The organism is Exiguobacterium sp. S3, assembly GCF_018617295.1.
Taxonomy (GTDB): domain Bacteria; phylum Bacillota; class Bacilli; order Exiguobacteriales; family Exiguobacteriaceae; genus Exiguobacterium; species Exiguobacterium profundum.
The window spans coordinates 1-22869 of record NZ_JACSJW010000006.1 but is presented as its reverse complement, the minus strand read 5'-3'; the positions used below and the strand labels follow the sequence as shown (position 1 = coordinate 22869).

At 45.4% G+C, this 22869-nt stretch carries 19 protein-coding genes and 2 riboswitches; of the genes, 12 read left to right on the top strand and 7 right to left on the bottom strand.

From position 1 onward, the window contains the following. Positions 1–19: 19 nt before the first annotated feature. The 3 genes from KNO65_RS13740 (at position 20) to KNO65_RS13730 (ending at position 2577) form a co-directional block, all read left to right on the top strand. Entirely contained in the window at positions 20–451 is a 432-nt protein-coding gene (locus KNO65_RS13740; RefSeq protein WP_026824364.1) for a PTS mannitol transporter subunit IIA, read from the top strand. Continuing rightward, positions 452–1600 (top strand): mannitol-1-phosphate 5-dehydrogenase, encoded by a 1149-nt coding sequence (locus KNO65_RS13735; RefSeq protein WP_015880685.1) that lies wholly within the window; start codon positions 452–454, stop codon positions 1598–1600. It abuts the gene before it with no gap. A 104-nt stretch (positions 1601–1704) separates the two neighbouring features. Continuing rightward, on the top strand, positions 1705–2577 hold the full coding sequence (locus KNO65_RS13730; protein ID WP_211781759.1) for a helix-turn-helix domain-containing protein: 873 nt from the start codon (positions 1705–1707) through the stop codon (positions 2575–2577). A gap of 36 nt (positions 2578–2613) precedes the next feature. Here KNO65_RS13730 and KNO65_RS13725 read toward each other — a convergent pair whose 3' ends face one another. Next, the gene (locus tag KNO65_RS13725) at positions 2614–4962 is read right to left on the bottom strand and encodes a bifunctional diguanylate cyclase/phosphodiesterase (RefSeq protein WP_214784861.1); all 2349 of its coding nucleotides are present in this window, start codon (positions 4960–4962) and stop codon (positions 2614–2616) included. A 139-nt stretch (positions 4963–5101) separates the two neighbouring features. Between KNO65_RS13725 and KNO65_RS13720 the strand changes: the two genes are divergently transcribed. Next, complete coding sequence (locus KNO65_RS13720; RefSeq protein ID WP_251124980.1) at positions 5102–5929, top strand: CPBP family intramembrane glutamic endopeptidase; 828 nt, start codon at positions 5102–5104, stop codon at positions 5927–5929. 27 nt (positions 5930–5956) lie between these two features. Then, positions 5957–6478: a GNAT family N-acetyltransferase gene (locus KNO65_RS13715; protein ID WP_214784857.1), complete on the top strand. Its 522-nt coding sequence runs from the start codon at positions 5957–5959 to the stop codon at positions 6476–6478. A 22-nt stretch (positions 6479–6500) separates the two neighbouring features. Here the strand turns inward: KNO65_RS13715 and KNO65_RS13710 are convergent, their stop codons facing one another. The 3 genes from KNO65_RS13710 to KNO65_RS13700 all read right to left on the bottom strand — a co-directional run bounded on the left by KNO65_RS13710 (position 6501) and on the right by KNO65_RS13700 (position 9128). After that, entirely contained in the window at positions 6501–8003 is a 1503-nt protein-coding gene (locus KNO65_RS13710) for an N-acetylmuramoyl-L-alanine amidase family protein (protein ID WP_214784855.1), read from the bottom strand. 174 nt (positions 8004–8177) lie between these two features. Further along, the gene (locus tag KNO65_RS13705) at positions 8178–8378 is read right to left on the bottom strand and encodes a hypothetical protein (RefSeq protein ID WP_196431513.1); all 201 of its coding nucleotides are present in this window, start codon (positions 8376–8378) and stop codon (positions 8178–8180) included. A 66-nt stretch (positions 8379–8444) separates the two neighbouring features. Beyond that, positions 8445–9128, bottom strand: a complete 684-nt coding sequence (locus tag KNO65_RS13700) for a hypothetical protein (RefSeq protein ID WP_196431512.1) — start codon at positions 9126–9128, stop codon at positions 8445–8447. Positions 9129–9376: 248 nt separating this feature from the next. Here KNO65_RS13700 and KNO65_RS13695 point away from each other — a divergent pair, with 248 nt between their 5' ends. Beyond that, positions 9377–10639, top strand: coding sequence for a tetratricopeptide repeat protein (locus tag KNO65_RS13695; RefSeq protein ID WP_196431511.1), 1263 nt, complete (start codon positions 9377–9379; stop codon positions 10637–10639). Between the two features lie 50 nt (positions 10640–10689). Here KNO65_RS13695 and KNO65_RS13690 read toward each other — a convergent pair whose 3' ends face one another. Both KNO65_RS13690 and KNO65_RS13685 read right to left on the bottom strand, forming a co-directional pair. Further along, the gene (locus KNO65_RS13690; RefSeq protein WP_074034697.1) at positions 10690–11007 is read right to left on the bottom strand and encodes a hypothetical protein; all 318 of its coding nucleotides are present in this window, start codon (positions 11005–11007) and stop codon (positions 10690–10692) included. Positions 11008–11204: 197 nt separating this feature from the next. Next, the gene (locus tag KNO65_RS13685; protein ID WP_214784853.1) at positions 11205–13046 is read right to left on the bottom strand and encodes an ATP-binding protein; all 1842 of its coding nucleotides are present in this window, start codon (positions 13044–13046) and stop codon (positions 11205–11207) included. 241 nt (positions 13047–13287) lie between these two features. Here KNO65_RS13685 and KNO65_RS13680 point away from each other — a divergent pair, with 241 nt between their 5' ends. The 6 genes from KNO65_RS13680 to KNO65_RS13655 all read left to right on the top strand — a co-directional run bounded on the left by KNO65_RS13680 (position 13288) and on the right by KNO65_RS13655 (position 21641). Next, a complete protein-coding gene (locus KNO65_RS13680) occupies positions 13288–13893 on the top strand; it encodes a flavin reductase family protein (protein WP_214784851.1) in 606 nt (201 codons plus the stop codon). 171 nt (positions 13894–14064) lie between these two features. Beyond that, positions 14065–15015 carry an AAA family ATPase gene (locus tag KNO65_RS13675; RefSeq protein ID WP_074034693.1) on the top strand — a complete coding sequence of 317 codons (951 nt, stop codon included), beginning with the start codon at positions 14065–14067 and terminating at the stop codon, positions 15013–15015. Then, positions 15012–16082: a DUF58 domain-containing protein gene (locus KNO65_RS13670; protein WP_159563475.1), complete on the top strand. Its 1071-nt coding sequence runs from the start codon at positions 15012–15014 to the stop codon at positions 16080–16082. Before KNO65_RS13675 ends, KNO65_RS13670 begins: the two co-directional genes overlap by 4 nt. Then, entirely contained in the window at positions 16079–18178 is a 2100-nt protein-coding gene (locus KNO65_RS13665) for a transglutaminase domain-containing protein (RefSeq protein WP_214784849.1), read from the top strand. Before KNO65_RS13670 ends, KNO65_RS13665 begins: the two co-directional genes overlap by 4 nt. A gap of 41 nt (positions 18179–18219) precedes the next feature. Further along, a riboswitch (purine riboswitch) is annotated at positions 18220–18320 on the top strand. A 111-nt stretch (positions 18321–18431) separates the two neighbouring features. Further along, positions 18432–19955, top strand: coding sequence for a glutamine-hydrolyzing GMP synthase (gene guaA, locus KNO65_RS13660; RefSeq protein WP_251131743.1), 1524 nt, complete (start codon positions 18432–18434; stop codon positions 19953–19955). Between the two features lie 134 nt (positions 19956–20089). Continuing rightward, positions 20090–20191, top strand: a riboswitch (purine riboswitch). Positions 20192–20279: 88 nt separating this feature from the next. Then, positions 20280–21641 carry an NCS2 family permease gene (locus KNO65_RS13655; protein WP_251131738.1) on the top strand — a complete coding sequence of 454 codons (1362 nt, stop codon included), beginning with the start codon at positions 20280–20282 and terminating at the stop codon, positions 21639–21641. Positions 21642–21667: 26 nt separating this feature from the next. Here KNO65_RS13655 and KNO65_RS13650 read toward each other — a convergent pair whose 3' ends face one another. Next, on the bottom strand, positions 21668–22510 hold the full coding sequence (locus KNO65_RS13650) for a VanW family protein (protein WP_159563477.1): 843 nt from the start codon (positions 22508–22510) through the stop codon (positions 21668–21670). Between the last annotated feature and the right edge of the window lie 359 nt (positions 22511–22869).

Below are 22869 nucleotides of genomic sequence, written 5' to 3'. Positions count from 1 at the left end.
CCATTAGGAGGAAATCAAAATGCCATTCATTCAAACAGAGATGATTCGACTTAACCAAACATTCGCAACGACAGAGGAAGCGATCACAGCAGCCGGAGCCGTCCTACAAGACGCCGGCTGTGTGACACCGGAGTATGTAGAAGCGATGCATGAACGTCAAGCGATCGCAAACGTCTATATCGGAAACCACGTCGCCATTCCACACGGTACAGAAGCAGCGAAATCAGCGGTTCAGAAGACGGGGATCTCGTTCTTGCAAGTACCAGACGGTGTCGACTTCGGAGGTCAAACGGCCAAACTCGTCATCGGAATTGCAGGCGTGAATGATGAACATTTAGAGCTGCTTTCGCAAATCGCGATTCTCTGCTCGGACGAAAGCAATGTGGAGCGTCTTGTTCAGGCAAAAACGAAAGAAGAAATCTTGGCGCTCTTTATGGAAGAGGTGGCGTAAATGAAAGCTGTTCATTTTGGGGCAGGGAACATTGGACGAGGATTTATCGGATTATTGCTCAACCAAAGCGGTTACGAGGTGACGTTTGTCGACATCAATGACACGGTCATCGAAGCGCTTGAGGTAAAACGTCATTATGAGGTCGGGTTCGCAGAAGACGGCGTCGATCGTATCGTCGTCGACCGGGTTCGTGGTGTCAACAGTTTGAAAGAACCAGCCCGTGTCGTGGACTTAATCGCAGAAGCAGATCTCGTGACGACGGCTGTCGGACCGTCACTTCTCTCAAAAGTGGCACCGTTGATCAGCGAAGGACTTCGTGCTCGTGAAGTCGAGGATGCACCGGTCTATGTCATCGCATGTGAGAACATGATTGGTGGTAGTGCGATTCTTCGTCAAGAAGTAGAGGCGTGTGGTGGTGTCGGGGAGGCGAATGTCTTCTTCCCGAACGCGGCTGTCGACCGCATCGTCCCGCTACAACAACATGAGGATCCACTTTACGTGGAAGTCGAGACGTTCCATGAATGGGTCATCGAGACACAAGGGCTCAACGAACAACCACCGATTCAAGGTGTGACATGGGTTGAAGAAATCGGACCGTATATCGAACGGAAATTATTCACGGTCAATACGGGACACGCCATCGCCTCTTATATTGGCTCGTTGTTCGGGAAGGCGACGATTGACGAGGCATTGAAGGATCGCCGTGTGCGTCAAGTCGTCCAAGGCGCTTTATATGAAACAGGTTGGTTATTGCTTGAGAAATATGGATTTGAGGCGAAAGAGCATAGCCAATACATTCAAAAAATCATCAAGCGCTTTGAAAACCCGAAACTGAAGGATGAAGTGTCGCGTGTGGCGCGTTCACCGATTCGTAAACTAGGACCGAGCGACCGTCTCGTCAAGCCGGCACGTGAATTGATGGATAACGGCATCGAGCCGAACGAACTCGCTTACGGGATTGCAGCAGCCCTTCATTACTACAACCCGGAGGATTCGGAATCGTCGGAGTTGAACTTGTCGATCGAAGAACACGGCATCTCGTCAACGATTGAAAAATACCTTCATCTTCATGAAGGGGACACGTTGACCCAGTTGATTCTCGATCAATATCATTTGATTCGGGAAGAAGAAAAAGAACGTGTGTCTTAAGAAGCAACCTCCTGGTAACTCAGGAGGTTTTTTGAATACCGCAAATTATATCAAAACAAGGAAAAAGGGATTTGATAAGGTAGAACTAGTAAGGGGGAGACAGGATGTATGAAGAGGTACTGCAGAGCACGATTCACAAGATTGAAACACACTTGCTCGAGCCGCTCTGTACGGAAGCACTATGTCAGGAAAATGGCTTTTCATCGTTTCATTTCCATCGGATTTTCAAATCACACGTTGGAATGTCGATGACGGCATATATCCGTTGTCGTCGCTTGACTCATGCAGCCGTTCAACTAATTAAGACGGATGACCGATTACTAGATTTGGCATTTTTGTATCGGTTCGAATCCCAAGAAGCTTTTACACGCGCATTTAAAAAACAATATGGGTTACCGCCTGGACGATATCGGACTCAGATGCGTCAACTCACTGAGGAGGAAATTGAGATGTCAAAGCAGACGATTGGATGGATGCTAAGTGGGGTTGATCCACAACTATATGAAATAGGGGTTGATCGAAAAGAAGTATATGAAGGACAAGCATCGGGTTATATCCGAGCACTACCAGACGTGACGAATGAGAACTTCGGCACGATGATGCAGCAATTTAAAGCAACACGTTGGCTCGGGAAACGTGTCCGTTTGTCCGGGTTTGTCAAAACGGAAGGAGTCAATCGTTTCGCCGGATTATGGATGCGAATTGATGATGCTCATGGAGACGTTTTACAATTCGATAATATGAGCAATCGTCCGATTCAAGGTACGACGAATTGGAACCGCTATTCGATTGTGCTTGATGTTCCAGAACAGAGTGATGTGATTTCATTCGGAATCTTACTCACAGGCGGTGGTCAGGCTTGGCTAGACCAGTTGACGTTTATGGAAGTAGACAAACGGTTCAGTGTGACCAATCTAAAAACGATAAGCGAATTACCGGAAGAACCGGTAAACTTGCGCTTTGAAAATCAAATTTGAATAAAACAGCCCTGTGGCTTAAGCGACAGGGCTGTTTTAGTGTTTCCCGAACTCGAGATAGGTGGTCGTCTCTTTGACATGAAACGGAACGTCTGTCTCAGACAACGGAAGACTGAAGTAGTAGCCCTGTACGTAGTCACACGATTCCTTGAGTAGCCATTCGAGTTGAGCGGATGTTTCCACACCCTCCATGAGAACTTTCATACCCAGGTTGTGACCGAGTTGAATCATCGAGCGGACGATGGCCTCTTGATTGCGGTCGGTGAACAGGTTTTCGATAAACGTTCGATCGATTTTCAGCACTTGCACAGGAAGTTCCCGAAGTTGGCTGAAAGAAGAATAGCCGGTCCCAAAATCATCGAGAGAAATGAGGATCCCGAGCTGATGTAACTGCGTCAGTTTTTCACGAGTCGAGGCCTCATATGAAAGCATCGAGGACTCGGTCACTTCCAATTCGAGATACATCGGGTCCATCCCCGTCTCCAAAAGAATGGATTGTAGCGTATCAACAAAGTCTTCGCGCGCAAATTGGAGCGGGGAGACGTTAAGGGATAATGTAAAGGGACGTATCCCAGTTCGTTGCCAACGCACCCAAGCGCGACAACCTTCCCGAATGACCCAATGACCAATCGAATGAATTAACCCCGTGTTTTCTGCAATCGGGATGAAGTCAGATGGCGCAACCTTTCCGATTTGTGGATGTTGCCAGCGAAGTAACGCTTCCACGCCTTCTAATCGATTCCGCTTCAAATCGATTTTCGGTTGATAGACAAGTGTCAGTTCGTTTTTACTTAGTGCGGTGACGAGTGCTTTTTCTATCTCGATATTGCGCAAGAGTTGAGGTCGTGATGATTCTTCGAATAATTTGATATTATTCTCTCCATCTTGTCTGGATTCATCAGCGGCAAGACGAGAAAACTGAATAAGTTCTTCAGAAGAAGCACTATCCTTAGGGAAATGACTGATTCCCGCACTCATCGTCAATTCAAGAGTCGTGCCATCCACGTCGAAGCTGGATGAAAGCGCCTTAATACATTTTTCAGCCTTTTGATGAGCGAGCGAACTTCGTTGCGCAAATAGTAAGATGACAAACTCGGATGGTCCGATTCGTGTCAACACATCGTCTGGGTGAATCGTATGTTTGAGGCGGTCAGCGACTTGAATGATCAACTCATCTGCTCCGTGATGCCCGAGAATGTCACTTAGGAAACGCCAGCGGTTTACGTCGATATATAAACAGGCGACCGAACGTTCTTGTGAGATACATTCCTTCAAGAGGGCATCCAGCTTATGCCGATTTGGTAAATCCGTCAATGCATCGTGAAAAGCCATATGTTCAATCAGACGCTGAGAGGCGACTGCTTCGGTCACATCTCGGATAAACCAGAGTACTTGATTGTTCGAACCATCTTGAAGTGGGTAAGACGTCACTTCTAACGTACGATGATTCGTGTCAATTTGTACCGGCTGATAGAACGGCTGTTGAGCCGACAGCAAAGGATGATAATCCTGAAAAAAAGGTTCTGTTACATGCCCCTCGAATAAGTGAGCGAACGCCTGATTTTGATATTGGATTTCACCATCGCTTGTCGTCGTCACTACGGCATCTGTTGTCGATTCTAAAATCGTCGTTTGGAAGAGGTCACGTTTTTGGATTTGTCGTTCTAACGTATACGCAATAAAGTACATCCCGAATAAGAGAAATACGATGCTTGTGACTAACCATGCGAGTAGGGTCGGATCAATCGGAACCTGCCTGACGGGTGAAGCATCGGGGATAATGGTCGTTGCCCGCATTCCAGCAAGGTGCATACTTAAAATAGCTGTCCCCATCAGAAGGGAGAACATCAGTTTCACGGAAAAAGCGGAATGCTGCATAGAGTAGGATGAAAAGAAACCTACCCATAAGGCGAGAAAGGAAGCGCCCCAAGCGATACCAATCGAAATCAATACCCATAAGGGATCAAAGTCTAATTGAACACTTTGTATAGCGGTCATCCCGATATAATGCATGCTGACAATTCCGAATCCCATCAAACCGGAAGATTGCAGTAAGGTCATCCATGTCGTCTTTCGGGAAATCAAACCGAACGACAGGATGCACCCGGCAATCGCCGGAATCATCGATCCGATAATGAGCCAGATGGAGTACGTGCTTTCGTGTAAAGAAGCATGACCGAGCATGGCCACAAAATGCATGGACCAGATGCCGAGACCTAGGGTGGTACCACCAAATAAAATCCAAGTACGATGAGACGTTGTCACACCTCCTGTGACCCGCTTCGCTAATTCGAGTGCCATCAAGGCTGAAACGCTAGCAATGAGAAAAGCGAGTATCATCAAAAATCCATTGTGACTTGTTGTATGCGTGCTAATCTGTTCCATAGTGTCGATACCTCATAGGGTTATTTAATCCATTCATCACTTCATTATATGCCGAACAATTATAATTACATACAAAAAGATTCAAATGCTATTCTTCCAATCAAATAACGGGTACTACATTACTGAAGGGGTGCTGATTATGTATAAAAACAAATACATCAACTTTTTCTTATTGGTCTCATTCGGCTATTCATGGTTCATATGGGGGAGCTTGTACTGGTGGACCGATTTACCAATCATGGTCATCGTTATTTTAGGGGCGTTTGGTCCAAGCATTGCAGGGTTTCTCACGATGTATCGACTTCGGGGCGGGGAAGGGGTGACACATCTTCTTCGGAAAAGCATTCAGTTCCAGATGAGTTGGAAGGCGTATGCGATTCCTTTTTTGTTGGTGCCGTTCTTATTTCTCGTAGCGTATTGGTGGACGGATCGAAGCGGTGCCCTACTCGTTCACGAACCGTGGTGGGTCGTCCCATACTTCTTCTATATGCTAGTTCTCGGAGGGACGTTGCAAGAAGAGTATGGATGGCGCGGCTATTTGCTGGACGCCTTACAATCAAGACTCTCTCCACTTCTAGCTAGCCTGTCACTCGGGGTCCTTTGGGCGATGTGGCATATTCCTCTCTTCTTCATGGCTGGAACAGGACAGGCGAATTTGTCATTTTGGGCGTATGGCTTAGCCGTGATGGCATATACGATCATCATCACTTGGGTATACAACGGTTCGTCGCGCAATTTATGGTCGGCCTTTCTCATGCATACGATGTTCAACGTAATGTTCGTGATGGTCGGGTTCGAAGCGGAAAGTGGTTATCCAATCGGGTTTATTCATTTGACAATCACATTATGGACCGCTGCGATTTTAATCATTTGGAAAACGTACGGTAAATTGAATTATGAGCCGCTCGAAGAAATGATTCCCTCGTACCCGAGTGTTACGCAACGAATTCGTGAGGGTAAAGAGTAAAACAAAAAAGAAAAGGGAGTGGCCGTCTTGAATTTTCGCGCACTCGAACAATCAGACGTGAAATCCTTGCAGCGCTTGTTTATGGAGAGTTTGAGTGACTTGATTCGACGAGAGCGGTTTGAAGATGCCGATTTGCTCGATGAAGAAGTGGCGCGTCTGAACACGACGATTCAAGATCATTTCGATGATGACACCGTTGATCTGTACGTTGTAGAAGAGGACGGAATCCTTGTCGGAGCAGGGGCGTTATTACCTCCGAATGATATCATCTCAGGCAACATACAAATTGAGCGTGATGCGATTGAGCTAGGGAGTGTCTATGTGTCACCACGAATGCAGCAGCGAGGTGTCGGACAATTCCTGTTAGAAGAGATGATGCGTGAAATTTCGGTTCGAGGGAAAGACCTCTTTTATTTAGATGCCGGATTCCCGAGCGCCCAAGCCTATTGGCAAAAACGATTGGGTGAGCCATCTCATATCCTCGAACATTATTGGGGTTCCGGGTCATCACATATGATTTGGCGGGTCAATATCAAACAAGGAACTTAGCTGAGTGCTAAGTTCCTTGTTTTTAGTAATAAGATCGCATGAATTGATGAATGCCGGATGCCGTTGCTTCAGCCATTCGTTGACGATATGTCGTACTCGTTAAATGTGAGCGGTCGCTTGAATTACTGATGAATCCGTATTCGACAAGGGTAGAAGGCGAGACGTTCCGTCCAACCACGTAAACGTTCTGATATTTGACCCCACGGTTTTGAATCGTAGAAATCCGTGAAGCGATCTCTTTGTTGATACTTGAGCCGAGACTACGGCTGGCGGAAATGTAAGGGTTTGTCGTATAACTTTCTGACGTCGGGATGAGTACCTCGTGTCCATGTGCCGTGTTATAAACAGAAGAGTTCGCGTGAAGACTGACGAACACATCCCCTTTATAAAACTTGTTGAGTGACACACGTTGGTCAAGGGAGAGGTACGTATCGTTTGAGCGAGTCAATTTAACGTTGTAGTCATATGTGCTCGATAAGACGCCAGCAAGGCGTTTCGCGATATCAAGTGCAATTACTTTCTCGTAAACCGATCCGTAGACAGCGCCAGGGTCGTTTCCGCCATGCCCTGCGTCGATGACGACCGTTTTACCAGTTCCGTCTGTATCGGTTGGTGTCGTGACAGTCGTAGGCTTCAAGTACTCGGATGCTACATAACCGGTTTTCCCATTGTATGTGACTTTATACCACGAGTCGTAACGACTGACATACTTGACGACCGACCCGGCCGGAATGACGGTTAAGACATTGCTCCAAGAGGCCGCGCTAAGGCGCATGTTCAAGTTCACGGTCGTTTCATAATAAGCAGACGGGGTTACAGGAGCTGTGGTCGCCGTTAAATAGTCAGAAGAAACGTAACCGGTTTTTCCATTATAGGTGACCTTATACCATGACCCGTAGCGACTCACATATTTGACCGTCGCACCCGACGGAATCGTCGTGACGACAGAACTCCATGAAGCGGCGCTGAGACGCAGGTTTAAATTGGCAGTCGTCTTATAATAGTCCGAAGGTGGGACGGGAGCACTCGTAGCTGTTAAATAAGCAGAAGCGACGTAGCCCGTCTTTCCATTGAACGTCACTTTGTACCATGACCCATAGCGACTGACATACTTGACGGTCGCGTCGGCAGGGATCACGGTGACGACATCACTCCATGAAGCGGCAGTAAGACGCATATTTAATCGGTCTGTTGTCTTATAGTAAGCAGAAGTGTTCGAGACCGTAACGTATTGAGAAGAGACATATCCTGTTTTGCCTCCATAACTGACTTTGTACCACGAACCGTATGTACTGATATACGTGACGCTTGAGCCAGATGGAATGGTCAACAGGACAGGGCTCCAAGTGGCTGCACTTAAGCGAAGATTTAAGTTGGCGGTAGTGGTATAGGTCGAGGCGGCTTCAACAACAGTCGATTGAATACCAGATGAATCCAGTTGGAACGGGACGATTGCTGCCCCGGAAATTGCAAGTGAAGAGCTGAGTAACAGCTTTAAACTCCATGATGATTTTGTTTCATTCAATGTTCAAACTCCTTTATTCATTAAACTAGTGACAAGGGCGGCGTATGAGAGTGCATCTAGGTTGTCCCTGTTTATTATATAAGTAAAAAGGAAAAAATGGAGGGGAATATATAATTCATTTACCTTTTTTCTCAAAATAAAAAAAGACGCACAAGGCGTCTGGAGTAAATCAGATTAAACGATGCGAGGCATACTTTCATTACTAAAGGTTGCTGGTACGTCGATTTGTACAATGCGTGGTCTTTCTTCGGCATTTATAGTAATCGGTTCTTCGATTTTTACAATACGTGGTCTTTCTTCTGCAAAAGGTTTAAATGAACTTCCGAGTAAAAGCACTGCAGTTGTAATAAAGAAAAATCCAGCTAACTTTTTCATGTTTAATTCCTCCGTTGTATAATGATTTATATGGGAAAAAATTAATGCCAATCTCGATAAGGTGATTTACATGGGATCCGAGGATTTTAAAAGCTGATAGATATCTTCAGACTGTTCTTTAACAGAATCGAACAAGTTTCCTGAATAGGTTTCAGGTAAACTTGGTTCGAAAATAGTCACTTTATCAGAATCGTTTATCATTAAAGTCGCTACAATCGGAACGTTCACAGTTTGACTTAATAAAGTACTACAAAGTGGGGTGCAAACTTTGTGTAGTTGCTCTAATGAATTAGGTCGCCAACATACAGACGCTTCGGGAAGAATATACAAAATATGTCCTTCGCTCAAAAGCGTTTCACATTGTTTAGATAACAAATCTGAATCCTGTTCGACGTTGATGAACTCATAATCATGAAGTTGTGTTTCATAAGAAGTTTTGCTACTTCTTTTCAAAATTGACAACGATAGTTCTGGACCTAAAATGTAAAGTCTTTTAAAAGAACGATTTGCTTTTAGCGTTTTTGAAATTAATTTCGGAAGACGTTGATAGTAATCGATTTGAAATGCGTTTACAATAAAGCCTTTAGTAGAAGATAATAATTGTGTCAAATTTTCTAATCCTTCGAAATGATTTAAGTCATCTTTCGAATATGAATGGTCTACAACCGCAGACGGTTTAGAAGATTTCGACTTAAAGTAGATTTTCGGTTTAATATAATCTTCAGCGAGTAAAAAACTGAGTTTCCCCATGCTAACCATCCACCTCCTACAAACTATTCATCTTAATTGAAAAAGTAGAACTAAAGTCCAAATCACTATTGATTGACTAGTTAAATCTTATCATGATTAATTGTGATGATGGATAAGTTTGAGTTGGGAAAATTTTGTTTGAAAATCTCGATTAAGTTGAATATTAAAGTCTGAATTTCCTGAAAGCACTTCACATTAATGATTGATAAGTGAAGTTCGAAAATAGGGCAAAGGGGCTACTACTAATAATGGAGTATAACTATGGAAATTTAATTAGAGTAGAACGCTTGCGAAAAAATATGAAACAATCTGTATTAGCAAGAGGAATATGTTCCATTTCTTACCTAAGTAAAATTGAAAATAATCAAACATCTGCTAGCGAGGAAGTCCTAGAACTTCTTTTTGAACGGCTTGAAATTGAAGTACCTTTATATCATGATTTTAGCTACCAATCAGAGAAAGTTATCATAGAAATCAGGGAAATTTTGAAAGAAGCAATTCTTACTCGGAAAGACCTTGACAAACAAGGGGAAATTAAAAAGTATTTGAATCACCCTGCGGTAAAACAGTCAAAATCGGTGTATACAACTCTTATGGTTACATTGGCCCGCTTTGGGGTCATGCCAGGTGGTGATTCAAAGTATGTAACTGAAGTAGGATGGATTGAAGACCAACTTTCGCCTGATGATCGTATTCGATATTACACAGTGAAGGCACTTCAATATTTTCAAGAAAACGAAAAAGAACTTTCATATAAATTAATTGAAGAAATAACAAATAAATTACCTCATTCAGGAATACCTGATTGGGAAGCTGCAGATATTCGTTACATTACAGGTGCGTTATATTTCCGTTTTACCGACAACACACAGGCTCTTGAAAATCTTCAAGCTTCATTGAAATATTTTCAAGAGAATTTTTGCTTGGAGCGAATGATAGAGTGTCATATGGTGATTGGATTGACTTATAAAAGACGAAAACGCTACGCAGATGCGCTCTCCTATAATCAAAAAGCCTTAAAAGTCGCTAATGCAACTGATTTAAGAAACTATTATGGGATGCTTTATAACAATATAGGAGAGATCTATTCGTTGTTAGGAGAACAAGATAAGGCGCTTACGTACTTCATGGAGAGTTTTGAATACAAAGTGGACATCAGAAGTAAGCTATTCAGCGTTTTATCATTAGTAGAGGTAAATGCAACACAGGAAAATGAACAAGGTGTCTTAGATTGGTTAGAAACAGGGCACGAATTGATGAAACAACATGAAGCGGTTGAGGAATTTAATCAGCACTTTAATGTTTATTGGAACCATTTTAAAGATAAGAATCCGCAAAAGCTCATGGAGAGTCTAAAAAGTGCCGTAACTTATTTTGAAGATCACGACGAGTACGTATATGCAAAAAAATATGCCCTTTGGCTAGCGAAAGAGCTAAGAGAGAATGGAAAATACAAGCAAGCAACAGACTATTACGAAAAAGTAATTTCAATTATGTCACAAGCAGAATGACGCTCTCTTCGAGCGTCATTCTTAATGAGATAAATTATTCTCAGAGTCATTTATGGCGTTGTAAAATAATGCACAGTCCACACTTGTTCTTGAACGAGGCGTTCGTCTTCTATATGACCGTTAAGGACCTGCTGTAATAGATGAATCAAATGTTTTTGAAGATTCGCATCATGAGAGCCACTATGCAAAATTTCCTCTTCGCTCGCAACAATGTAAAAACCACCAAGCCGCAATGGCACATGCTTCCGAATCAAAGCAGCGGCAGTTTGAAACTTCGCTTGCTCCCCCATGTGAGGCACGTCAATCTCGAAACGTCCCCATTGATTAAAATCTCCAATTTCTGAAAAAGGTGGGTCACGATGATCCAATGGCAAGTCCTCCGATCCTAGCAATCTCTTTATATTCAGTATATCTTGTTTTCGACTTAAAACGTGCAAAAATAAATGGATAGGATAACCTACATCTACGAAAATGAATCGGTTTCTTTCCTTTCTATATTCTGTAAAAGGATTCCTTCCAAATTAGGAAAAAAAGAGTCAAAAATAACACGGTCGTTTGGACCGTGTTATTGCATAATGTGTTCTTTTGAGGTTGGGAGTTCACAGATAAATGTACTTCCTTCCCCATATACCGATTCGACATGGAGTTGACCATCATGGGCTTTGGCAATTTCTTTACAAATTGCGAGACCGAGACCGGTACCTCCGATTTTTCGACGGTCCGAATTATCGACGCGGTAAAATTTCCCGAAGAGGTGAGGGAGCGAGGCACTCGGTATTCCCATACCATGGTCTCTCACTTTCATCACGACCTCTTCATCTACGCGTTCGAGCGATACAAGGATATTCCCGCCATCTGGCGAATATTTGATGGCGTTACTTAATAGGTTACCGAGTAATTGACGCATCCCTTCTAAGTCTGCATCGATAATAAAGTCTTGTTCGGTATCGGCATCGATGAATAGTTCATGCCGGTCCGTCGTCTCCTGATAAAACGCGACACTGTCTGTGACGAGCTTGTATAAATCGACCGGTTCCCACTCGAACGTTTGCTTTCCAGACTCCATTTTTTGAAGATCCAAGAAATCGTTGACGAGATACGAGAGTCGTTTCGCTTCATCGTGGATTGTCTTCAAATACAGTTCACGACGACTTTCCTTCAAATCTCGTGACAGCATCAGTTCAGTAAATCCGTAAATCGAGGACAATGGTGTCCGTAATTCATGTGAGACGGTCGAGACGAGTTCGGATTTCATCCGATCGATTTCTGTTTCGGCCGTGACGTCACGTAAGACGAGCATCGTTCCACGGAGTTTGCGGTCTCGATAGACACTTTCGGCATAAAGTTGAATGAAGCAATCGCCTTGGTCGATTGAAATCGTGAGCCCATCCTCCGGCGGATCTTGCGTGAAGACGCGTTCGAAGTATCGGACAAACTGTTCATGTTGATCGACCCGTTCCGCCAGCTGTTCGATATCGATGTCAATGGCAGAGAGTTCTTCGTATCCCTTATAGTCAAAGTGTAAATCATCAAACATACGGATGAAGGCGCGATTGCCGACGATAGTGTCATCTTCATAGTTCACATATAAAATGGCCTCACGTACAGAATTGATTAGTTGCGCCGTCTCTTTCCGATCCTGTTGCATCTGGCGATAAAGCTGCATGCGGAGAAGTGAAATGGCAAGTTGACCGGCGAACGCATTCAATTCCGATTTTTCACTGGCATCGTATTGTTCATCGTAACGAGCCAAATAGAGACATCCAATGAGACTATTATCTGATGGGTCCATAATCGGGATGACCGTCTCATAGATATAATATGGATACGTGTGTAACGCATCGACGACCCGCTTAGAAGTGGCGGCCGGTAACTTTGAAATCATGACTCGTTTAAGCAAAAGGGAATCTTTCTTTAGACTTTCTTGTTGATCTTCGGTCATCTCTTTCGGGACAACAGACGTGATTTCTCCGTCTTTTGTGAGTAAAAGGGCACCGAACTCAGATTTTGTAAGCAACACAATCTTTTCAATAACAGAAGAGTAATCGAATAGTGATTCTTTCGAGGCCAATACTTCAATCAACTCATTGCGATATTGAAGATTGATTTCGTTTAATTTGGATTCGTTCAACACGGTTTCGAGCTTTTCTTTCTTCGCTTTCAGTCTGCTATTCTGGTCAGCCATCCGTTTGATAAGCGGGCGTCCGATCAATAAAATGGCACTGATGAACATGACGAGCCCAATCATCCAAATCCATCGGAGAGTATTGAGTTCGAGAGTAGAGACATTCCCATCACGCACGAACCAGGCTCCAATCAAGGTTAAAACCAGACTGAATCCACAGACACTATATAAAATACTGAGTATTTGACGACTGTTCAATTGTTCAATCCACTTGCTGATCATTCGTTCTACTTCCTTCCTTGAACATAAAAAACGATAGGTCATCTTTTCCTTGCCCTGAATTCTATGAGACCGGGAAGGGAAAATGAAGAAATTTGCTTATTCAACGTGCATTAAAATAGATTCACATAATGCGATTTACCCAAAATACATGAAATGTACACGTGGCAACCTGCTTTGCGTTGACATTATTTAACGAAGTGATTACCTTGATATTAAGATAAAACAACGAGGAGTGTAGTCTATGTTATCAATTGAACCTTCTGCTTTGACTGAACGAGACACATATAAATTTTTGATTGGCAGTATTGTTCCAAGACCGATTGCGTTTGTCACAACACAAAATGGGGACGTGATTAACGCCGCCCCGTTTAGCTACTTCAATGTAGTCGCATCCAATCCTCCTCTCGTCTCCGTCTCGGTTCAACGAAAAGACGGCGTAATGAAAGATACAGCGCGTAACGCACTCCGTACGAATGAACTGGTGATTCATGTCGTAGATGAGACGAATGTCATTAACGTGAACGAGACGGCCGCCAACCTCGCGGCAGATGAGAGTGAGCTGTCGCGTACGGATTTTACGCTTCAACCGAGTGATATGATTTCGACGCCAGGGGTCAAAGAAGCAAAAATCCGTTTTGAATGTGTGCTCCATCATCACTTGCCGATCGAACATGACGGAAAAACGACTGCCGATCTATTGATTGCACGAATTGTCCGTTTTCATATTGATCGAGAGTTATACAGTCAAGGACGCATCGATGCCAAACGGCTAGCGCCTGTCAGTCGGATGGCCGGCAATAGTTATGCGACCCTTGGGGAACTATTTGATGTGAAGCGCCCAGAATAATCGATAAACGTGCCCGTTTTTTCTAAAGAACGGGCACGTTTTTTGGGTAAAGAAATAGGAAGCGCATTTGGGTGCGGTATTTCTTTCTTTCCGATACTCGCTTGTGTCACAATAAAGTCAGAACATTCTAACTTTCAGTCATCCTAGATCAGAGAAAAAGGGGAGTCCGTCATGTACCGTCCAACTGTCCAATCGATTATTACCGCTATCGAAACCGTGATTGTCGGAAAAGAAGAAGTCATCGCAAAAAGTCTCACTGCCTTGCTGGCGGGTGGACATGTATTACTTGAAGACGTACCAGGAGTCGGGAAGACGATGCTCGTTCGTACGTTCAGTCGAGCGATTGACTTAGATTTTAAGCGCATCCAATTCACGCCGGACATGCTACCATCCGACTTGACCGGAATTTCGATGTATAACCAAAAAACGAGAGAATTTGAATATCGACCAGGTCCGCTCATGGGTAACATCATTTTAGCGGATGAAATCAACCGGACCTCACCGAAAACGCAATCGGCTCTTCTCGAGGCAATGGCTGAGCGAAGTGTGACAGTGGACGGGGAATTGAAAGTGTTACCGTCACCTTTCTTCGTCATGGCGACACAAAACCCGATTGAGCATGAAGGGACGTATCCGTTGCCGGAAGCACAGTTGGATCGCTTCTTACTTAAAATCGAGATGGGCTATCCGACATTCAATGAAGAAATTGCATTATTGTCGCGGTTTGAAAAAGAAGAGCCGCTCGAGGCGCTTCAGAGCGTGATTACGAAGCAAGAAGTTGAACTCATGCAACGTGAAGTGAGAGACGTGCATGTGTCGAGTGCGGTCAAACAGTACATTGTGCGATTGGTGCATGAGTCTCGAAAAGATCCGCATACGTATTTAGGAGGAAGTCCGCGAGCCACACTGGCGTTGATGAAAGCGGCACAGTCGTGGGCGTATATCCATAATCGCGATTTCGTCTTGCCGGATGACGTGAAGGCGATGGCGACGAGTGTGCTCGGACATCGCGTACTCTTGACAGCAGAAGCACGGTATAAAGGAAAATCACCGAATCAGTTGATTCAAGATTGGCTGGATACGTTGCCTGTCCCGATGGATCGTGAGGTCAATGAAGTATGAAAAACTGGATGAAGCTGTTCGTTGTATGGGCGGCGGCATTCGGATTGTATGCATTTGCCCGCATCGAAGGCAGTATCGTTGCTTCGACCTTATGGTGGTCGTTCGCTGTGTTGACCGTCTACTGGACACTCTTTATGATTTATCCGGTCACGGCGGCAAATGTGGTGCGCCGTGTGACAACGAAGCGACTTGTTTCTGGACAAACAATGGACGTCGAGTTACGAATTGAACGGAAGTACCCTTTCTTGATTGGGATGGTCACGTTAGAGGAGCGATTGCCACAACGTTTGACGGATGAAGACAAGACGATTGTCGTGCCTGTAGACCGTTTTTTCCGACAAGCAGAAGTCGTCCATTATGAGGTCGAGGCGATCAAGCGTGGGATTCATGTCTTTGACCGCACCGTTCTACATGTACGTGACGTATTTGGTCTGTTCGACCGGAAGCGGACGTTACGACTCGAGACGGTCGTCGAGGTGTCACCCGCTGAATTGCCGTTTGATTTACCTCGAGACGAACATGTCGGGGGTCGTGGGGAGCAATATCGTCAAATGCGGACATACACCGAAGTGGCCAATACGACCAGCGGGGTTCGGGAGTATGCGGCAGGAGACCGAATCGGACGGATTGATTGGAAGGCATCCGCACGCCGAGGGAACTTGATGACCAAGACGTTTGACCAGGAACAAGAGAAGAAGCTTTCACTCGTGTTCGTACCAGCCGTCTCTGCCGGGTATGAAGAGGCATTTGAACGTTCCCTATCCTTACTTGTTGGAGCGATTCGTCAGTTAGAACGAAAAAATCTGCCGTTTGAGCTCTACGTCATTGAAGAGCAGGTGCGACTGTTCCATCTTCCTGACCAGAGTGCAGAAGTCGGTCATTACTTGTTGACCGCAACGCCAGAAGCTGAGGGGCGTCTCGTCGAACGAGTGAAGCAGAAACTGCCTCAACAAACTGGAGATTTGATTTTGATCAGTCCGTTTGAAACGACGTCCATTCGAGAGTTGATGCATGAGACACAGGGTAGCTATCATCTCTACACGGCAGTTAATGAGGTGACGGTATGAAGACATGGGTAACCCGAATCGTCTATACGGCGCTTGCCGCCTATTTGTTGTCGTTCTGGATTGAGCCGATTGTTGGAAGTACGACGTTCGATGTGACGTGGCCGTTTTACTTCCTGCTCATCGTGCCGATGTTTGCCAGTATTCTGCCTTGGGCAGCTTTTCTTGGGATCTCGCTTCTTAATTTCCTCATCGTCTTGTATGCCTATCACGGCAGTATTTTGGACTGGTTTGGTCTATGGATGGAAGATTTGATGGGTGTCATGAGCGGTGAACTGCCGAATGAAGCGATTTTCTTCTCTGCCATGGCGCTGATCGGCTTACTGTTTGCTGTGCTCGTCGGACGAACGTATCCAAGTTATAGTTTTGCCCTTGGGATGATTGTGTCGACTCTCGGCATCATGGCCTATTTTGATACGTGGACGTTGTATGACGGGGAAGGTAATATCCTGTATGCCATCGTCACATCGCTCCTCTTACTATTTGTCACCGATTTGGCAAAACGACCGAGTCAATCGCTCGTCCGATTCGTCAGTATCGGACTACTCCTCAGTGTCGTCGTGGCTCTCGCAAGTGCTTCACCCACGCTTGAAGGCGATTGGTCTGACCGTATCACTACGAGTTTTCGGAATGCGACGACGGAAGGTGATGGGAGTGGCCCGGGTCGAGTTGGGTATGGAGTGAACGACGAATCGCTAGGTGGTCCGTTCGAACAGGATGACGGCATCGTCTTCATCGCTCGCGGCGTGCCGGCACGCTATTGGCGTATCGAATCCAAGGCGATTTATACGGGGAAAGGTTGGGTCGAATCACCAGTCCTGGACTCTAACTACAATCGTGGTCAGTTAGTGGACTCGGAAGTGGATACGACACCGGAACAGGCACTGTTACGTTTTGAGCGCCGACAACCGTTTGTTCCTTATGGTGGAGAATATCCGCAAGCTATCGAAACAGAGTCCGGTACCGAATTTCGAGTCGGTGATATCGAACGGGCTTTCCCGAACGAGACGATTACGATGCAACCGTCCGGAAAGATTGTATTTGAAAATGAGGAACAATCGACTCCGCGGACGATCCAACTTCGTTATAGTGTCCCGGCTTTCTCTGAAGAACAACTGGCATTAAATGAAGAGATCACATCGCTCACGGAAGAAGAGCAACAGGTCTATTTACAGCTACCGGAATCGTTGCCAGAGCGTGTACGAGATTTAGCCGCTGACATCACGGCGGAGAGTGAGACACCGAACGAGAAGGCGGAAGCGGTAGAAGCTTATTTCCGAAATGGAGAATTTCAATACGACACCGAAAATGTGGCACAACCGGAAGGGGACACGGATTATGTTGACCAGTTCCTGTTCGACACACAAATCGGGTATTGCGATAACTTCTCGACGTCAGCTGCCGTATTGCTGCGCGCGAACGGCATACCGACGCGTTGGGTAAAAGGATTTACGATGGGTGACACACGAGGGGTCGTTCAAGGCGAAGAAGAACATACGATTCGAAATCGTCACGCCCACTCGTGGGTCGAGTATTTCATTGAAGGCGCGGGCTGGGTCCCGTTAGAAGCGACGATCAGTTTCTCGGACGCCAACTTATTGCAGATGGAACGAGAAACGGATACGGAAGACACGACACCGGCTGCGAACGATCCCCAAGCAAATCAGGACAACGATACGCAAAACCGTCCGCAAGAAGATTTGTTGATCGATGATGTGACGACAGGTGATGTTCAAGAGGAGGCGCGCAACATGCCCGTGTGGGGATGGATTGTCATTCTCTTCCTCGTGGTGATCCTCGTTTGGAATCGTAAAATCATCGCGCGTCAAATCATGTATGTCTGGTGGATGAGTCGTCCGCTCACGGATGGGCGTCTCGTATCGATGCACCGCTATTTGATGAAACGACTGCGTGCGAACGGATTTAAAATTGATGGACGTACGCCTTCGGAACTCGCCAAAGAGGTCGATGCCTACTATGAAACGAATGATATGACCCGTCTGACGGCTTTGTTTGAGCAAGTTGTTTACGCAGAACAAGAGCCAAATTCAAAATATAAAGAATATTGGAAAATCATGATTCGTCGAATTATGAGTTGAAGTGACGAGATGCATCAAGTAAGATAGACGCATTAGTTAGATAATTGAACATGGCATTCCTTCGTATATACTCGTGAATTGGCGCGAGAGTCTCTACCGGACCACCGTAAATGGACCGACTATGAAGGAGCACGTTTCGTATACAAAGAAAAGGGCGTGCTTCTTCTTCGGTTTGGATAATCTGAGGGAGAGGCGCGTCCTTTTTTTGAGGAGAAGGCAGAAAGGTGGAGATTTCGTGAAAGTAGAACAAGAAATGATTTTGGTGCTTGATTTTGGTGGTCAGTATAATCAGTTGATCACACGTCGTGTCCGTGACCTTGGCGTATACAGTGAGTTGCATTCGCATAAGATGACGGCAGACGAGATTCGCGAATTGAACCCAGTCGGCATCATCTTCTCAGGTGGACCGAACAGCGTATACGCGGAAGGCGCATATCGTTGTGACCCAGAGATCTTTGCACTTGGCATTCCGATTTTCGGAATTTGTTACGGCATGCAACTCATGACGCATCATTTCGGTGGTCGTGTCGAACGTGCCGCACATCGTGAATACGGGAAAGCGACATTGTTCTCAACGCCGGAAGCATCAGCGATTTATAACGGTCTTCCAGTCGAACATACAGTATGGATGAGCCACGGTGACCTCGTCATGGAAGCACCGGAAGGATTTATCGTCGATGGAACGAACCCGTCTTGCCCGGTCGCTTCAATCAAAAACGATGAGTTGAAAATGTACGGTGTCCAATACCATCCAGAGGTTCGTCACTCGGAGTACGGAAACGACATCTTAAAAAACTTCATCTATGAAGTATGTGGTGCGAAAGGCGAATGGTCGATGGAAAACTTTATCGACCTCGAAGTGGAGAAAATCCGTGAAATCGTTGGCGATAAGCAAGTTCTTTGTGCGCTTTCGGGCGGTGTCGACTCTTCTGTCGTGGCCGCACTCGTTCATCGCGCAATCGGTGACCAGTTGACGTGTATGTTTGTCGACCATGGTCTCCTTCGTAAAGGGGAAGCGGATAGCGTCATGAAGACGTTCGCAGACGGATTCAACATGAAAGTCATCAAAATCGATGCACAAGAACGTTTCTTGACGAAGTTGGCTGGTGTCTCGGACCCTGAGCAAAAACGTAAGATTATCGGAAACGAGTTCATCTACGTATTTGATGAAGAAGCATCGAAACTCGTCGATATGGACTTCCTCGCACAGGGGACGCTCTACACAGACATCATCGAGAGTGGGACAGACACAGCGCAAACAATCAAATCACACCATAACGTCGGTGGATTGCCGGAAGATATGAACTTCACGTTGATCGAACCACTCAACACGCTCTTTAAAGACGAGGTCCGTGCACTCGGTACAGAACTCGGTCTTCCTGACTATATCGTTTGGCGCCAACCGTTCCCAGGTCCAGGTCTCGGAATTCGTGTCCTCGGTGAAATCACGGAAGAGAAGTTAGAAATCGTGCGTGAATCTGATGCGATTCTACGTGAAGAAGTGAAGAAAGCTGGACTTGAACGCGACATCTGGCAATACTTCACCGTGCTCACGCCGATTCGCTCGGTCGGAGTCATGGGTGACGAGCGTACGTACGACTATGCTGTCGGTGTCCGTGCGGTCACTTCAATTGATGGCATGACGTCTGATTGGGCACGTATTCCATGGGATGTGCTTGAGAAGATCTCTGTCCGGATTGTAAACGAAGTCAGCCACGTTAACCGTGTGCTGTATGACATCACGTCTAAGCCACCTGCAACAATCGAATGGGAATAAGCGGAACAGAGGGGGATTCCCCTCTGTTTTGTCTTAAAACCGAACATTAACGTTTTTTATCGATGTAAGATCCGTGAATTTAGTTGACATTCTATTTTTACGCTGATACGATAAGAACGTTCTTATTATAACCGAACAATTATAAAATATTTTGCCGTATAATATCGGGGATATGGCCCGAGAGTCTCTACGAAATCACCTTAAATGATTTCACTACGGCGAGACATAGATGAGGGTGTATGCCCTCGTATGTTTCGCGTGGGGTCCTCGGTCATTTGCCGGGGGCCTTTTCTCGTTTTACGGCGAGCACAAGGAGGAAAACAAATGAGCACACAGCTCAAGCAAGAACAGCAACAACCATCAACGACGAGTCGGATCGATCGTTACTTCCAACTCACAGCACTCGGTACGAGTGTCCGCACGGAACTGATCGCAGGATTTACAACTTTCCTCGCGATGGCGTACATTCTTTTCGTTAACCCGAACATTCTTGGGGCAACGGGTATGGATACTGGAGCGGTCTTCGTGGCGACAGGTCTTGTCGCGGTAGTCGGTTCATTGACGATGGGACTTCTCGCGAACTACCCAATTGCGATTGCGCCAGGCATGGGCCTTAACGCGTTCTTCGCATATAGCGTCGTCATCGGGATGGGTATTTCTTGGCAAACGGCTTTGTCAGGTGTACTTGTATCAGGTCTCTTCTTTATCGTATTGACGTTATCAGGAATTCGCGAAACGATTGTTAATGCGATTCCGGCTCCTCTCAAAATGGCGGTTGCTGCAGGGATTGGTTTCTTCATCGCTTTCATCGGTTTGAAAAACGCAGGCATCGTTGTCGCGAATGAAGCAACACTTGTTAGTCTTGGTTCACTTGGTACGGGCACGACGCTTCTCGCGGTGTTCGGTCTTGTGGTCAGCGCCTTGCTTATGGCGCGCGACATCAAAGGTGGTATTTTCATCGGGATGTTGTTGACGGCGATTGTCGGGATGATTTTCGGTCTTGTGCCGACACCGACAGCGATCTCAGACGTTGTGTCGATGCCGCCGAGTATGTCATCTACATTCGGTCAAGCCTTCATCAACTTCGGTGATGTGTTCACGCTTCAAATGCTCGTTGTCATCTTGACGTTCTTCTTCATCGACTTCTTTGATACAGCTGGGACGCTCGTCGCGGTAGCGCGTCAAGCTGGGATCATGAAAGAGAATAAAGTACCACGTGCGAGTAAGGCGTTGTTAGCTGACTCGACAGCGACGGTGGCAGGTGCAATCTTCGGAACATCTACAGCGACTTCATACGTTGAATCGTCAGCAGGTGTCGCTGCTGGTGGACGAACAGGATTGACTGCTGTTTTCGCAGGATTGTTCTTCGGTTTGGCATTGTTCTTCTCGCCTCTCTTGGCAGTTGTTACGGCGCCGGTCACAGCTCCTGCGCTGATTATTGTTGGTGTGCTCATGGCTTCGGCTCTTCTTGATATCGATTGGAAAAAGATCGAGATTGCAGTTCCTGCATTCTTGACGATTATCATGATGCCACTTACATCATCAATCGCAACGGGAATTGGGCTTGGGTTTATCCTTTACCCACTCATGATGATTGCAAAAGGGAAGACGAAAGAGATTCATCCGATCATGTATGGGATGTTGGTCATCTTCTTGGCATACTTTATGTTCTTGCCACACGCATAAGTTCATTTGAAAAGCCGGCTCTGTTATTACGAGTCGGCTTTTTTGTATGCAGTATTTTCAGGAAGGAATGGATCGTACATCGTGATCGCGTGATTTTCTGTGATGAACTCATTTCGAAGATGTGTGCCATTCATTGAAGTGACTTCTCTAAATATCTGGTTATGTCGTATCGTTCCACCCCACCATTCCCGGGTGAAATGATGGTTTTCTTCATATATACGATACTGTTCTTTATTCGGGATGTTCGAGCGCCATTCCCCGACGAGATGATCTCCCTCTATATATAGAAGGAGTTGATACGTTTGTGCCGTCTGGTTTGTGATTTGTAAGTCGAGATAATTATAAGAACATGTCGCGCCACTTCCGAAAGGTTGGTCCCGTCGGTAATCTGGGAACACATCGTAGCTGTGACGATAACGTTCGGTCACGGTCAATGGGCTATGTAAGGTGATCCAATAGATTAGATTGGACAGTTGGCAAAGTCCGCCACCGATTCCTGAAGTGACTTTTCCGTAATGGAGAATCATTCCGTCGACGTATCCTTTACGTTTCGTTGGCTTGCCGATCATCTTCCAATAGGAGAAGACATCGTTTGGATTCAGGATAGAGCCGTTCAGTTTGGTAATTGCAATTTTTAGGTTGGTTACCTTGTTATGCTGGACTTCCATGTCGACATCTCGGAGTTGGCGATACAAAGGAGTTCGGTGTGTATGGATTAGATATGACATCGGGTCAGTGTTTCGTTTTGAAACATACTTTCGTTTGTCCGTCATCCATTCTATTCGTCGCTTAAGCGTATAAATTTGTGTACCAGACCAGATTCTGAACGGTGAACGTTTCTTAGGCCGCTGTAAATCGGATTGCATCATTGGTTGACTCCTTATAGGTTTATAGTCGTTTTTAGATATAAGTGTATTCTTTAAAGTGATTTATTCTTCCTTCTTCCATTAAGGAGTTGGGATTCGAACTTTGGATGATGTAGAAAAAGATTTAAAAGTTTTTTTAGAATAATGCTTGCAAGATCAAAAAGCAGGTGATATAGTTATCTCTGTTGCCAGCGACAAACGTTGAACAAACGAAAAAGTTGTTGACATCAAAGTGAATTAAATGTTATTATCATTTAGTCGCCAAGAGCGGCAGACGAACTTTGAAAACTGAACGATGAGGCAAAAAAGTTTTACAATTTTTGAATGAAGCGCAAGCTTCGTCAATTTAAGAGCTATATCAA